Annotated in this window: 12 protein-coding genes and 1 riboswitch; of the genes, 5 read left to right on the plus strand and 7 right to left on the minus strand. The window is 60.2% G+C overall.

The window, feature by feature from the left end; all coding sequences use genetic code 11:
- Window positions 1–12: 12 nt before the first annotated feature.
- Window positions 13–1422, minus strand: coding sequence for an adenosylhomocysteinase (ahcY, locus tag NK667_RS29710; RefSeq protein ID WP_054616904.1), 1410 nt, complete (start codon window positions 1420–1422; stop codon window positions 13–15).
- Window positions 1423–1445: 23 nt separating this feature from the next.
- Window positions 1446–1547: riboswitch (S-adenosyl-L-homocysteine riboswitch) on the minus strand.
- A gap of 198 nt (window positions 1548–1745) precedes the next feature.
- Between ahcY and NK667_RS29715 the strand changes: the two genes are divergently transcribed.
- Together NK667_RS29715 and NK667_RS29720 are read left to right on the plus strand one after the other, a co-directional pair.
- Window positions 1746–2150 (plus strand): acyl-CoA thioesterase, encoded by a 405-nt coding sequence (locus tag NK667_RS29715; RefSeq protein ID WP_054044341.1) that lies wholly within the window; start codon window positions 1746–1748, stop codon window positions 2148–2150.
- 181 nt (window positions 2151–2331) lie between these two features.
- Window positions 2332–3213, plus strand: a complete 882-nt coding sequence (locus NK667_RS29720; protein ID WP_054616903.1) for a formate/nitrite transporter family protein — start codon at window positions 2332–2334, stop codon at window positions 3211–3213.
- On the opposite strand, the gene NK667_RS29725 is transcribed toward NK667_RS29720, so the two are convergent.
- Entirely contained in the window at window positions 3214–4479 is a 1266-nt protein-coding gene (locus tag NK667_RS29725) for a cation:proton antiporter (protein WP_054616902.1), read from the minus strand.
- Window positions 4480–4634: 155 nt separating this feature from the next.
- Entirely contained in the window at window positions 4635–5804 is a 1170-nt protein-coding gene (locus NK667_RS29730) for an MFS transporter (protein WP_054616901.1), read from the minus strand.
- Between the two features lie 284 nt (window positions 5805–6088).
- Between NK667_RS29730 and NK667_RS29735 the strand changes: the two genes are divergently transcribed.
- Window positions 6089–6922 carry an EamA family transporter gene (locus NK667_RS29735; RefSeq protein WP_054616900.1) on the plus strand — a complete coding sequence of 278 codons (834 nt, stop codon included), beginning with the start codon at window positions 6089–6091 and terminating at the stop codon, window positions 6920–6922.
- A gap of 40 nt (window positions 6923–6962) precedes the next feature.
- Window positions 6963–7346, plus strand: a complete 384-nt coding sequence (locus NK667_RS29740; RefSeq protein ID WP_054044268.1) for an MAPEG family protein — start codon at window positions 6963–6965, stop codon at window positions 7344–7346.
- 128 nt (window positions 7347–7474) lie between these two features.
- Here the strand turns inward: NK667_RS29740 and mltA are convergent, their stop codons facing one another.
- Entirely contained in the window at window positions 7475–8653 is a 1179-nt protein-coding gene (gene mltA, locus NK667_RS29745; protein WP_054616899.1) for a murein transglycosylase A, read from the minus strand.
- Window positions 8654–8781: 128 nt separating this feature from the next.
- On the opposite strand from mltA, the gene NK667_RS29750 reads away from it, so the two are divergent.
- The gene (locus NK667_RS29750; protein ID WP_054044264.1) at window positions 8782–9231 is read left to right on the plus strand and encodes a c-type cytochrome; all 450 of its coding nucleotides are present in this window, start codon (window positions 8782–8784) and stop codon (window positions 9229–9231) included.
- A gap of 130 nt (window positions 9232–9361) precedes the next feature.
- On the opposite strand, the gene NK667_RS29755 is transcribed toward NK667_RS29750, so the two are convergent.
- From NK667_RS29755 to metK, 3 genes are all read right to left on the minus strand, one after another.
- A complete protein-coding gene (locus tag NK667_RS29755; RefSeq protein WP_054044261.1) occupies window positions 9362–9757 on the minus strand; it encodes a DUF1090 domain-containing protein in 396 nt (131 codons plus the stop codon).
- A 99-nt stretch (window positions 9758–9856) separates the two neighbouring features.
- Window positions 9857–11530 carry an NAD-dependent DNA ligase LigB gene (gene ligB, locus NK667_RS29760; protein ID WP_054616898.1) on the minus strand — a complete coding sequence of 558 codons (1674 nt, stop codon included), beginning with the start codon at window positions 11528–11530 and terminating at the stop codon, window positions 9857–9859.
- A 202-nt stretch (window positions 11531–11732) separates the two neighbouring features.
- On the minus strand, window positions 11733–12923 hold the full coding sequence (gene metK / locus NK667_RS29765; protein WP_054616897.1) for a methionine adenosyltransferase: 1191 nt from the start codon (window positions 12921–12923) through the stop codon (window positions 11733–11735).
- Between the last annotated feature and the right edge of the window lie 2 nt (window positions 12924–12925).

Raw genomic sequence — 12925 nt, forward strand, 5'->3', positions numbered from 1 at the left:
GCTGCAGGTCGATCAGTAGCGGTATGCGTGCGGCTTGAACGGACCTTCGACGGTCACGCCGATGTAGTCGGCCTGGGTCTTGGTCAGTTGAGTCACGACGCCGCCGAAACCGCGGACCATTTCCAGGGCCACTTCTTCGTCGAGTTTCTTCGGCAGTACTTCAACCGTCAGGCGCTCGGCTTTCTGGGATGGCGACAGGTCGGCGTACTTCTGGCCGAACAGGAAGATCTGAGCCAGAACCTGGTTGGCGAACGAGCCGTCCATGATGCGGCTTGGGTGACCGGTGGCGTTACCCAGGTTAACCAGACGGCCTTCGGCCAGCAGGATCAGGTAGTCGTCGTTCTGGGCATCGAATGCGCCAGGACCGGTACGGTGGATCTTGTGAACCTGTGGCTTCACTTCTTCCCATGCCCAGTTCTTGCGCATGAAAGCGGTGTCGATTTCATTGTCGAAGTGGCCGATGTTGCAGACAACAGCGCGCTTCTTCAGGGCTTTGAGCATGTTCGAGTCGCAAACATTGACGTTGCCGGTGGTGGTCACGATCAGGTCGATCTTGCCCAGCAGTGCTTTGTCGATGCTTTCTTCGGTGCCGGTGTTGATCCCGTCGATGAACGGCGAAACCAGTTCGAAACCGTCCATGCAGGCTTGCATGGCGCAGATCGGGTCGACTTCGGAGACTTTAACGATCATGCCTTCCTGACGCAGGGACTGGGCCGAGCCCTTGCCCACGTCACCGTAACCGATGACCAGCGCTTGCTTGCCGGACAGCAGGTGGTCGGTACCGCGCTTGATGGCATCGTTCAGGCTGTGACGGCAGCCGTACTTGTTGTCGTTCTTGCTCTTGGTGACCGAGTCGTTGACGTTGATGGCCGGGATTTTCAGCTCGCCCTTGGCCAGCATGTCCAGCAGGCGGTGAACGCCAGTGGTGGTTTCTTCGGTGACGCCGTGGACGCGGTCCAGGATCGCCGGGTATTTCTTGTGCAGCAGCTCGGTCAGGTCGCCGCCGTCGTCGAGGATCATGTTGGCATCCCATGGAGCGCCATCTTTCAGGATGGTTTGCTCAAGGCACCACTCGTACTCTTCTTCTGTTTCGCCTTTCCAGGCGTAAACAGCGATGCCGGCAGCGGCGATGGCAGCAGCGGCCTGGTCTTGAGTCGAGAAAATGTTGCAGGACGACCAGCGAACTTCGGCACCCAGGGCAACCAGGGTTTCGATCAGCACGGCAGTCTGAATGGTCATGTGGATGCAGCCGAGAATCTTGGCGCCTTTGAGCGGTTGCTCACCGGCGTACTTGCGGCGCAGACCCATCAGGGCTGGCATTTCGGATTCGGCGATGATGGTTTCGCGACGACCCCAGGCAGCCAGGGACATGTCGGCAACTTTGTAATCGGTAAAACCTGCAGGCGTGATAACAGCGCTCATGATGAGCCTCCATTCGTAATGTATGCGAATGGGCGCCGTTGTGCGTTTAGTGTCCGGTCGATGAGACCAGGCAACGCCCCATCCGAGCCTGACAGGTTTGACCTGCTGCAGCGCCCCTCGGACAGGTGGCGGGAAAACGGTATCAAAGGATCGTTACCGTTCTGAAACGGTGGCGATTATAGCGGGCTATTCTTATCTTCCAAAGCCTTTCTGCAGGTCAATGTCTGAACGGTAATCGAACCCATAGTCGATGCCTGATAGAGCTCTAGGTCGGGCTCTGCCATGATGGCGCCCATCATTCGGCAAGACGCTCAGGAGTGAATATGAATTTCCACACACGCAAATGGGTAAAACCCGAAGACCTCAACCCCAACGGCACGTTGTTCGGCGGCAGCCTGTTGCGCTGGATCGACGAAGAAGCGGCGATCTACGCCATCGTCCAGTTGGGCAACCAGCGCGTGGTCACCAAGTACATTTCCGAAATCAACTTCGTCAGCGCCTCGCGCCAGGGCGACATCATCGAGCTGGGCATCACCGCCACCGAGTTCGGCCGCACCTCGATCACCCTGACGTGCGAAGTGCGCAACAAGATCACGCGCAAAAGCATCCTCACGGTAGAGCGCATGGTCTTCGTCAACCTGGGCGAAGACGGTTTGCCGGCGCCGCACGGGCGGACCGAGATCCTGTACGTCAAAGACCAGTTCAAGGATGAAGTCGTCAGCGATTGATGCGAGCCCTGTAGGAGCGAAGCTTGCTCGCGAAGGCGTCCTTTGCGTCACCACCAAAACCGAGGTGGACCCTTCGCGGGCAAGCCTCGCTCCTACAGAGCAGGTTTCGTCGGCGGTCCAGTGAACAGCTCCGAACCCCGCGTGTCGTACGTACATGACACGCCACCGGTTCCGGAGCTCCATGGACACTCAAAAAGACGGCAAGACCCCGAACCTCTCGGCTGAAGAACAGCACGACGTCGAAAAGAACCAGCCGCCCCGTGCGGCGGTGCTGCATGAAATCATCCGCACCCAGGGTGATCAGGAACTCGAGCGCAGCGTCGCCGCCCTCTGGTGGTCGGCCCTCGCAGCGGGCCTGACCATGGGCCTGTCGCTGATGGCCATGGGGTTGCTCAACTCGCGTCTGCCGGACGGTGAAGGCTTCAAGGTCATCGCCAGTTTCGGCTACTGCGCGGGTTTCCTCGCGGTGATCCTGGCGCGCCAGCAACTGTTCACCGAAAACACCCTGACCGCCGTGCTGCCGGTCATGACCAAGCCCACGCTGAATAATTTCGGTCGGTTGATCCGCCTGTGGGGCGTCGTGCTGTTTGGCAACCTGTGCGGCACGTTGCTGGTGGCCTACGTGATGCTGCACCTGCCGATCTTCGATACCAAGACCGACCTGGCCTTCCTCGATATCGGGCGCAAGATCATGGAAAACAGCGCCAGCCAGATGTTCGCCAAAGGCATCATCTCCGGCTGGATGATCGCCACCATGGTCTGGATGATTCCGTCCATGGAGAGCGCCAAGATGTGGATCATCATCCTCATCACCTACCTGATGGCGCTGGGGGATTTCACCCACATCGTGGTCGGTTCGGCCGAGGTGTCATATCTGGTGTTTGCCGGCGAGCTGCCGTGGAAGGACTTCTGGCTGGTATTCGCCGGGCCGACGCTGGCGGGCAACATCATCGGCGGCAGCTGCATCTTTGCGCTGATCAGTCATGCGCAGATCCGCAGCGAAAGCGGGCCGCCGAAGCTGGGCACGGATCAGCAGGCCGATCCGCGCAAGCTCAAGAAGTAATCAGTGATGCTCGGCCTGTGCCGTTGGCGCAGGCTCATCCTTGGTCACGTGCTTGACCAGTTTGCCGATGCTTAAACCCTGCAACAGGATCGACGACAACACCACGATGTAGGTGATGCTCAAGATCAGATCGCGCTCCGGGCCCAGCGGCAACGCCAGGGCCAGCGCCACCGAAACTCCGCCGCGCAAACCACCCCACGTCAGAATCCGGATCGTCCCGCGCGGAACCGTGCGCCAGCGCCGTAGGAGCAGAATGGCCGGGGCCACTGTCAGCAGGCGCGACAGCAGAATGGCCAGCGCCAGCAAGCTTGCGGCCAGCACGTGCAGCCAGTTGAACGGCAGCAGCAACAGCTCCATGCCGATCAGCGCGAACAGCAGAGCATTGAGCATGTCATCGAGCAATTCCCAGAAACCGTCCAGGTACTTTCGGGTCATGTCGTTCATTGCCAGGTTGCGCCCCAGGTTGCCGATGATCAGGCCGGCAACCACCATCGCGATCGGTGCGGAAACGTGCAGCTCAGAGGCCATGGCCGAACCGCCGATCACCAACGCCAGGGTCAGCATCACCTCGATCTGATGCTGCTCGATGCTCTTGATCATCAGGTACACCAGGTAACCGATCAGCCCGCCAAACAGCACACCACCAATTGCCTCGTGGACGAACAGCATGGCCGTGGCGCCGACAGTCGGGGTTTCACCCAGTTGCGCGATGCCGAGCAACACGGTGAACACCACCACCGCCGTGCCGTCATTGAACAGCGACTCGCCGACGATCGTGGTTTTCAGCGGCTTGGACGCGTTGGCGGTCCGCAGCACGCCGAGTACCGCGATCGGGTCAGTAGGGGAAATCAGCGCGCCGAACAGCAGGCAATAGAGGAAGCTCACGTGCCAGCCGAACAGGGCAAAAATGTAATAGGCGAGGCTGCCGATCACTGCGGTGGCGATCAATACGCCGAACGTCGCCAGCAGACCGATGGGCCAGCGGTAACTGCGCAGGTCGTTCAAGTTGACGTGCAGCGCGCCGGCGAACAGCAGGAACGACAGCATCCAGTTCATCAGCAGATCACCGAAGTCGATCTGGCCGATCAGTTGCTGCACGCGTTCTTCGAGACCGGGATAGCCGATGAAGCTCAGTCCTTGCAGCAGCAGGGAAAACATCAGCGCGGTGACCATCACGCCGATGGTCGGGGGCAGGCCGATGAAACGGAAATTCACGTAGGTGAGGAGGGAGGTGAGGCAGATAAACGCAGCGACAAGCTCAAGCATCCGGGGTCCTTTGGATGAGGGGTGAGAAATGGGGGTTGAGGCAATTGGGCCGAGTTGGATTCTTCGCGGGCAAGCCTCGCTCCTACAGGGGATTGTGTAAATCCTGTAGGAGCGAGGCTTGCCCGAGAAAGCAATCTCAGAAGCAACTCAATGATTCAGCCGGACACATTGACCGCAGTTGCGCCACGACGTTGCAGGTAGATATAGAAAAGCGCCGTGAGCACCGTCAGGCCACTGACCAGCGCACCGGTCCAAGGCAAGTCGGCCAGATCCGCGCCGCTGGCAACCACCAGCCCGCCAATCCACGCGCCGGCGGCATTGCCGAGATTGAATGCACTCTGGTTCAACGTCGAACCCAGATTCGGCGCTTCATGCGCCTGATCGATGATCAGCAGTTGCAGGATCGGGCACAGGGCAAACGCAAAGATCCCCCACAACACCAGCGTAATCGCCGCCGGAATCACCGAATGGCTGGTCTGGCTGAACGCCGCCAGCACTACCATGACCGCCAGCGCCATGCCCACTAGCGAAGGCAGCAAGCGACTGTCTGCCAGCCGACCGCCAAGCATGCTGCCTGCCGTAAGGCCGACGCCGAACAACAGCAACATGATGGTCACGCCATGCGGACTAACACCGGTGATGTCTTGCAGGATCGGCGCGATATACGTGAACACGCTGAACAGACTGGTGGACGCCAGCACGCTCATCCCCAGGGCCAACAACACATTGACCTTGCCCAGCACCTTGAACTCACTGGCCAGGTTGGCCTTGTCCATGGCGATGTCCTTCGGCAGCCAGACCCACTGGGCAATGGCCGCGATCACACCAATCACCGAAACGGCCCAGAACGTTGAGCGCCAACCGGCGTACTGCCCAAGCGCGGTGCCCAGTGGCACGCCGAGCACATTCGCCAGGGTCAGGCCGGTGAACATCATGGCAATCGCCTGGGCGCGTTTGTTTGGAGCGACCAAACCTGCCGCGACCACCGAGCCGATGCCGAAGAACGCGCCGTGGCACAGCGCGGTGACCACCCGGGCGGCCATCAGCGTCGCGTAATTCGGCGCCAGTGCACACAGTATGTTGCCGAGGATAAACATCAACGTCATCCCCAATAGCGTGGCTTTGCGTGGCATGTTGGCGGTGCCGATCGCCAGGATCGGCGCGCCGAACACTACGCCCAGGGCGTAGCCGGTGATCAGCAGGCCGGCGTGGGGAATGCTCACGGCGAGGTCGCGGGCGACATCGGGCAGTAAGCCCATGATGACGAATTCAGTGGTGCCGATGCCGAACGCGGCAACAGCGAGGGCAAGCAAGGCGAGTGGCATGCGCAAGGTCTCTGTCGGTAGTCTTGACGCTCTGATCAGGCATACGCAGGCCAACGACCGTTCTCGAGGAGGACGGGCGGGGGCAGAAATTATTGGAATTAGTCTGTGCGCAACTGAGTGCGGCGTGCTCGCTTGCAGTATAAACAGCTGCGGACATATGGCGAATCAATTATCTGCCCCGCTTCTGGTGGGAGCACGGCTTGCCGGCGAAGGCGTTCTTGAGATTGCTTTCGCGGGCAAGCCTCGCTCCTACAGGGCGGAGGGGACAAAATAAGGAGTGGGCCGTGCTTGCAACAGCACTGGTGTTGGTAGCTGCGCTGTTGCATGCGGCGTGGAATACCCTGATCAAATTCAGCGCCGAGCGGTTGCTGGTGGTGGCTTGCATGGACAGCGTGGCGATGTTGTTTGTCGCGGTGATGCTGCCGTTCGTGAACCTGCCGCCCATGGATATATGGCCATGGATTCTGGCGTCGGCGGCGTTCGAGTTGCTGTATCGCTACCTGTTGATCCAGGCCTATCGGGTCGGTGACTTGGGGCTGGTCTATCCGTTGATGCGTGGGTTGTCGCCACTGGTGGTGCTGGCGCTGACGCTGATCTTCGCCGGGGAAGTGCTGACGCATCAGCAGATCTTCGGCATTTTGCTGATCCCGTTCGGCATGCTGTGCCTGCTGTGGCAGGGCGGTGGCGGTGCACGTTTGCCGTGGTCGATGCTGCCGGTGGTGGCGCTGATCGGCCTGTGCATCGGCTGCTACACCTTCATCGATGGCCAGGCCTTGCGGCGCTGGTCTCATCCGCTGGATTACCTGGTCTGGGTCACGTTGCTCAGTGCCTGGCCGTTCCCGTTGCTGGCGCTGGTGCGCAAACGACCGGCGTTCATGCTGTTCTGGCGTGAGCAGTGGCGACTGGGGCTGGCGGTCGGGTTTTGCGTGTTGTTCAGCTACGCTCTGGTGCTATGGGCCATGCAGCTGGGCTCGATTGCCGAAGCGGCGGCGCTGCGCGAGATCAGCGTGATCCTGGTGGTGTTGTTCGGCATGCGCTACTTGAAAGAACCTTTCGGCCGGCCACGGCTCTTAGCCTGTGGGCTGGTGCTGATCGGCATGCTGGTGATGAAGTTTTGACTGGCCCCCGAATTTTTTAAATTGAAGAAGGGACTGCTTTATGACGGTTGCTCTGTGGTGCGTTTTGATCGCGATTTTCCTGCCGTATATCTGCACGGCCGTTGCCAAGGCAAGTGGCGGATACCGGTTGCAAGACAACCATGATCCCCGTGATTTTCTTGAGTCGCTAAATGGTTTCGCCAGACGGGCGCATGCGGCGCAGTTGAACAGTTTTGAGGTGATGCCGGCGTTTGCGATCGCGGTGATCGTGGCGCATCTGGTGGGCACGGCGCAGTTGGTGACGGTCAACGTGCTGGCGGTGCTGTTTATCACCAGTCGGTTGCTGTACATCATTTGTTATCTGGCGGACTGGGCGATCTTGCGGTCGCTAGTGTGGTTTGTGGGGATGGGGTTGATTGCGAGTTTCTTTTTTGTGTCGGTCTGAGGCTGGTCATTGAGTTTTTCGGCGTTATTGAGGGCCTCTTCGCGAGCAAGCCCGCTCCCACATTGGAACGCATTCCAATTGTGGGAGCGGGCTTGCTCGCGAAGGCTACCTAACAGCCAATAGATGACTCAAGGCTTCACCGCATCAGCCACCTGAGGAACTGTCGGCAACGCCGCACCCTTAGGCCACAACATCCAGATTTGCCCCTGCTGTTTCATGTCCCCGGCCAGTTGCCCGGCCGCTTCGCCGGTGCCCCAGAACAGGTCCGCACGCACTTCGCCGGCAATCGCGCCGCCCGTGTCCTGAGCGGCTACCGGGCGAACCAGTGCGCTACCGTCCGGTTTGGTGGTCGACAACCACAACAGACTGCCCAACGGAATCACTTTGCGATCCACCGCCGCGCTGTAGCCAGCCGTGAGCGGAACGTTCAGCGAGCCGCGCGGCCCTTCGTTGCTGTCCGGGTTTTGGGTGAAAAACACGTAGCTTGGGTTGCTGCCGAGCAGTTGCGGAATACGCGACGGATTCGCCTTGGCCCAGGCGCTGATCGCGCCCATGGTCACGTCTTCCTTCTTCAGCTCACCCTGATCCACCAGCCAGCGGCCGATGGGGCGGTACGGATGGCCGTTCTGATCGGCATAAGCGATGCGCAGTTGCCGGCCACTGTCGAGTTGGATGCGCCCGGAACCCTGGATTTGCAAGAACTGCAGGTTCATCGGATCGGTCAGCCAGGCAACCACCGGTGCCTTGACCCCTTTGCTCTCAATGGTGGCGGCGTCGTCATACGGCTTGAGCACGCGACCTTCAAGTCGACCGCGCAGGCGCTTGCCCTTGAGTTCCGGGTAAATACTGTCCAGGGACACGATGATCATGTCTTCGGGCACGCCGTAAACCGGAATGTTCGCCACCTCAGTTTGGGTCAGGCTGCCGGGGTACACCGGCTCGTAGTAACCGGTGATCAGGCCGTTGGGATTGTCGTTGGCGGCGCGCAGGCCGTAGACGTCGAGGTTCTTTTTGAGGAAGCCGCGAATCTCACCGGCGGTTTGCGGCACATTCGCAGACGCCGCGCAGGTCGAACCCCAGACCGGGTCGGCCTTGAGTCGGGTGCAAGCGCTGCGCCAGGAACCGAAGCCCGCCACCAGGTCGCTATCGGACACGGCCGGCAATGCTTCCCAGGTTGCGCTGGAATATGTGGCCAGGGCGTGGGTTTTCGGGGTGTTGTTTTCGCCACCGGTGCAGCCCGCGAGCACGGCTACCATCGGAAGGGTCCAGGCGAGGCGGGGGCGCCATGCCTTGAAACGGCTGTTCATGGAGAATTTCCTTTGACGGTTGCCTGAGTGCTCCATGCGCTCAAACAACCCTTATTGATAATAGGGCTATTGGTCTTTAACGATGACGCGAGGATACTGGCCGCCGTTCCCCGTGACCTGAAGCCACCATGACTCTTAAAAGACTTTCTGTTGTATTGCTGGCCTGCCTGACCTTGTCTGCCTGCGGCGGTGTTGACCCGAACTCTCCGCTGGGTCAGCGCAAGGCGATTTTCAAGCAAATGCTCAAGACCGGCGAAGACCTGGGTGGCATGTTGCGTGGTCGTATTCCGTTTGATGGTCCGAAGTTCGCTGAAGGCGCGACGAAACTCGATGCCTTGTCTCATGAGCCATGGAAACATTTCCCGCAGGTGCGCGAAGAAGATCACACCAGCGCGAAGGACAACGTGTGGCAGCAACAGGCACGCTTCCAGGAAATGGCCCGCACCCTTGAAAGCGCCACCGGTGAATTGGTGATCGCCAGCCAGGTCCAGCCGTACAAGGCCAGTAACCTTGGGCCGGCGGTGCAGAAAGTCGAAGATGCCTGCAGTGCGTGCCATAAACAGTTTCGGGATCATTGATTTGCGGTGTTCTGGCTGACGTCTTCGCGAGCAAGCCCGCTCCCACAGTTGATCGCATTCCCCTGTGGGAGCGGGCTTGCTCGCGAAGGCTGCCTTGAGATCAACACAAAACTCTTATTCTTGCCTCTTCTTACTTATCCAACTCATCCAGCGCTTCCTGCAATTCCTTGCGGGATTCGGCGAGTTTGTCTTTGCGTTTGTTGATCTTCTCGGCATCGCCCTTGCTCATGGCCTTGTCGAGGTCGGCCTGACGTTTGCTGACTTCATGCTTGGCGTCGAGCACCTTGTTCTCGCGTTCCTTTTTCAAGGAGGCGTCGGTGCAGTGGGCGGTGACTTCGTCGAGGGCGGTCTGGAGACCTGCCTGCTGATCGGCATTGCCGTGGCTCTTGGCCAACTCGATCTGGTTGACGATGCCTTGTTTCTTGGCGGCGCAGCCGGTCAGTTCCGGAATTTCTTCGGCGGCCATCAGTGGGGTGGCCAGCACGCCACAAATGGCCAGCAGGGCGAGCGGTGAAAGAAGTTTCATAAAAGCTCCATGCGCAAAGGCAATCGGGTCGATGTGGCAATGGGCTGTTTGAGCGCAGCGCCACCATTGGGTTCCCAGGCTGACAGGCATTGTTGGTGACTAAAAACCGTCGATGCCTGCAACACGTAATGTTTCACTCAAGGCCAGGACCTGCGGGTCGCGGAAAAACGCGCTCAATTGCGCTGCGCGTCCCGGGCCGATGCCTGCTTCGGCTTGCCATTGTTCGTTGCTGCGTTGAGCCAGGACCTGCCACGAATCGGCGAGCTGCGCCTGACCCGTCGGTGGCAAGCCCAACGCTTTTAGCCAGCGAGCGAAAGGACGTCGCCGGGCACTTTCAAAACTGTTTAAAAGACGAGCGCTGCTGCGCTCGCCGAAGCCATCAATGTTAGCAAGCTCTCGGGCATCGAGGGTCAACCAATCCAGCAGGCTGTTCAGGCGGCCTGTTTCGAAAAGTTTCTCCCAGGTGCCAGGGCCGACGTGGGGCAGGGCTAGTCCCTGTTTGCCGCTGAGCCAGGTCAGGCGCGCGAGAAACTGACTTTCACACCCCTCTGTCGGCTGCCAGCAACTCAAGTGGTGAAAGTCCGCCGCCAGCGGCGCGTTCACTTCAGGGCGTTCGGTGCTGCGCAGCACCACATCATCGAGCCTTGGAATGGTCAGGCCCGCGAGGCTGATGGCGACCTGATCGCCGGGGCGAATATCCAACTGCTCCCAGCGTTGCAGGGAGCTGACGCTCACACGCTTGATCTGGCGGTCATCGAGTTTTACCGGCGCAAGCTCCAGCACCGGCGTGATCCGCCCGGTCCGACCAATCTTGAAATTGACTTTGCGCACCTCGGCCAGCGCCTGGGCAAAAGGGTATTTCCAGGCGACGCTCCAATAGGGCGGCCGAGCTTGCCAGCGCTCGGCGGACGGGCGCTGATCCTGGCGCAGGACGATACCGTCGCTGGCGAAGGGCTGCGGGGAGCGATACCAGTGATCACGCCAACGTTCAGCGTCGGCGAAGGTACTGATCGGCTGACTGAAGGCCTCGGTGGTGGGGAAGCCCAACTCACTCAGCACCGCTACCCTGGCAGGCAAACTGGCCGGGCCTTGCGGCCAATCCCAGACAAACAGATCGATTCCGGCAGCCTGCTCGGCACTCAGCGTTTTGCGCGCCATCAATCCCGCAACGGTTGCACGGGCGTTGAGGCTGCCGGCCTGGGCTTGCACGTGATCGCTCAGGCGCCAATAGAGTTCGCCCTGCACCAACAAGTCCAGCGGTCGGGCCAGTTGCCGAGGAATGGCGGCGATCTGGTGGGCAGAAACCGTCCAGTCCTGGCCGTTGATTCCATCGCCCCGACTGATCGCCTGATGCAGCAAGCCGTTGCGATAAATCAGTGACACGGCCACGCCATCGACCTTGGGTTGAATCCAGACGTCCTTGCGCTCACGCAGCCATTTTTCGACGCCGCGCCCATCGTGGAGTTTTTCCTGGCCAGTGTGGGCTATCGGATGAGGCACCTTGCCGCCCGCCGTTCGTAGCGGCTCGGCAGTGGCGCCGAGATTGAAGCAGGTGCGCCATTGCGTCAGACGGGCGCGGGACTGGTCGTAGAGTTCGTCGGCAATCAGTGATCGACCGTTGCGGTGGTAGCTCTCGTCCCACGAGTCGATTTGTTGTTGGGCAGAGTCGATCTCGGCCAGGGCACGGGCGGGTGGCCAGTTGGGGCAGTCGGTGGCGCTGGCGGTCAGCGATGTCAGCAGGAGGGCGAAAAACAGGCGCAGGTTGGGGAGCATCGAGAGCGTCCTTGCTCGTTGGGATGCTTGAAGGCTAGGTCAGTATTGGGTGGTGCGCAGGGTGGGTGTTTTACTGGATGTGGCAGGGTGACTCGACCGGCCTCTTCGCGAGCAAGCTCGCTCCCACAGGGGAATGCGGCAGCCAATAAAAAGCCCCGCACGGCGCGAACCGTGCGGGGCTTTTGGTACCGCCGGGGAAGTCTTACAGGCCGGCAGCAGCGCGCAAGGAATCGGCACGGTCGGTCTTTTCCCAAGTGAAGGTGGTGAAAGTATCGTCACCCAGAGTCTTGGTTTGCGGGGTGCGACCGAAGTGGCCGTACGCAGCGGTTTCCTGGTACATCGGGTGCAGCAGGTCGAGCATGGTGGTGATGGCGTATGGACGCAGGTCGAACACTTCACGAACCAGTTTGACGATTTTGTCGTCGCTGATTTTGCCGGTGCCGAAGGTGTTCAACGAGATCGACGTAGGCTGGGCCACACCGATCGCGTAGGAAACCTGAATCTCGCAACGCTCGGCCAGGCCGGCCGCGACGATGTTCTTCGCGACATAACGACCAGCGTAGGCAGCCGAACGGTCAACCTTCGATGGATCCTTGCCGGAGAATGCGCCGCCGCCGTGACGGGCCATGCCGCCGTAGCTGTCGACGATGATCTTGCGACCGGTCAGGCCGCAGTCGCCAACCGGGCCACCGATGATGAACTGGCCAGTCGGGTTGATGTGGAACTGGGTGTCTTTGGTCAGCAGTTCGGCAGGCAGCACGTGCTTGACGATCAGCTCCATCACGCCTTCGCGCAGGTCGTTGTAGGACACGTCCGGGTTGTGTTGGGTCGACAGCACAACGGCGTCGATACCGACAACCTTGCCGCCTTCGTAACGGCAAGTCACTTGCGACTTGGCGTCCGGGCGCAGCCAAGGCAGCAGGCCGGATTTACGGGCTTCGGCTTGCCTTTGCACAAGCTGGTGCGAGAACGTGATCGGTGCTGGCATCAGCACGTCGGTTTCGTTGCTGGCGTAGCCGAACATCAGGCCTTGGTCGCCGGCGCCCTGATCTTCAGGCTTGGCACGGTCAACACCCTGGTTGATGTCAGGGGACTGCTTGCCGATGATGTTCATCACGCCGCAAGTGGCGCCGTCGAAGCCGACATCGGAGCTGTTGTAGCCGATGTCCAGGATGACGTTACGCACGATTTCTTCCAGATCGACCCAAGCCGACGTGGTGACTTCACCTGCGATGATTGCCACGCCGGTTTTGACCAGAGTCTCGCACGCCACACGGGCGAACTTGTCTTCAGCAATGATGGCGTCCAGCACCGCATCGGAAATCTGGTCGGCGATTTTGTCCGGATGCCCTTCAGACACGGACTCGGAGGTGAAGAGGGAGTATTCGCTCATCT

The organism is Pseudomonas nunensis (assembly GCF_024296925.1).
Classification (GTDB): Bacteria; Pseudomonadota; Gammaproteobacteria; order Pseudomonadales; family Pseudomonadaceae; genus Aquipseudomonas; species Aquipseudomonas nunensis.